Below are 1,147 nucleotides of genomic sequence, written 5' to 3'. Positions count from 1 at the left end.
GGTTTTGGCGGGAAAGGAATGGCACCACAACCATCCCCGCTGCCAAAACGAAACCGAACTCATCTCATCCATGTCCTGGGGCTCCGCTGCGCTATACCCCAGGCTACTAAGAATACACCCTTACAGGGCTGGGATTACTTACTAGTAATGACTCAATAACCCAGTAACCAGTAACTCAATAACCAATAACTTAATAACCAATCAACCTAATTCCCCATTTACTATGACCTATCCCGAAAAAGAAAAGGCAGAATCAAACAGAACCAAGTTTCCCAGAAATCCCCGCTCCGTAACACCCCAGCAGTAAGATTCGTCGTCTGATACTAATTATCTCTTATGACGGCATCTAAAGTCCCCCCTTGAGGAGGGATTTAGGGGGACAAAACGGTGGCAGAACCAAAGAGACGACCACTAAAAAAAAATACCGCCATGGAGCTCTCCAGGACGGTATTTTTATGGTTATCGGATTATCTAGTAGGCAATCAGCGGCGGGATTGTTCATCTTGGCCGGATTCTTCCTTTTTTAATCCTTGATATAAATCAGCAAACCTATAGCGTAGACTTAATCCGATTTCCAAGCCCTGAAGGGACACATTTCGGATTACCGAAGGGGCTCCAAACTCAGGGATGTATTTTTTATCGTAGCTGCCTGTATTGTATCGGCCATCCAGAGCCAGGGAAAAGGCTTTACTTAGCACGTACTCACCGCCCAGTTTAAAGTAAAAGCCATAGTCATTGCCGTGAAAGGTTCTTGAAGACACATTCCCTTCCCCACCGCTGACGTTACGTTCCGCTCTGTTCTGGACAAAATACCTGTTTACACCTGCTCCGGCAAATAGATTGAACTGATCGGGGACGACATCTTTGTACGCATAGTACACACCGACAGTCAGGGGAATTACCATTTGTTTGATGGACTCGTTGATACGGAGACCGCCGGAAAGTGCTTGCTCCCCGGTAAATGACCCAGACCATATCCCGATCCTACCGTCCACTCCCAATCCCTCAAAGAGATTAACGCCGGCGGAAAGGAAGGGCATCACCCCGCCTTTGCTAAAGTCCCCATCACCGGGATAGTTGGGTAGAAAGCTACGCTCATCCGCCCCCGAATAGGTTCTGTTCCAATAAGACACCCCCAACCCCACAT

The 1,147-nt window shown here is 47.9% G+C and carries 1 protein-coding gene; it reads right to left on the bottom strand.

Annotated features, from left to right (window positions below):
• Positions 1–482 precede the first annotated feature (482 nt).
• Positions 483–1,147: outer membrane beta-barrel protein (locus FQ608_RS27060; RefSeq protein WP_158861637.1), on the bottom strand; the 665-nt coding region annotated here is incomplete at its 5' end.

The sequence above is a fragment of the Lunatibacter salilacus genome (genome assembly GCF_009797935.1).
GTDB lineage: Bacteria > Bacteroidota > Bacteroidia > Cytophagales > Cyclobacteriaceae > Lunatibacter > Lunatibacter salilacus.
This window is presented reverse-complemented; position numbering and strand designations above follow the sequence as displayed.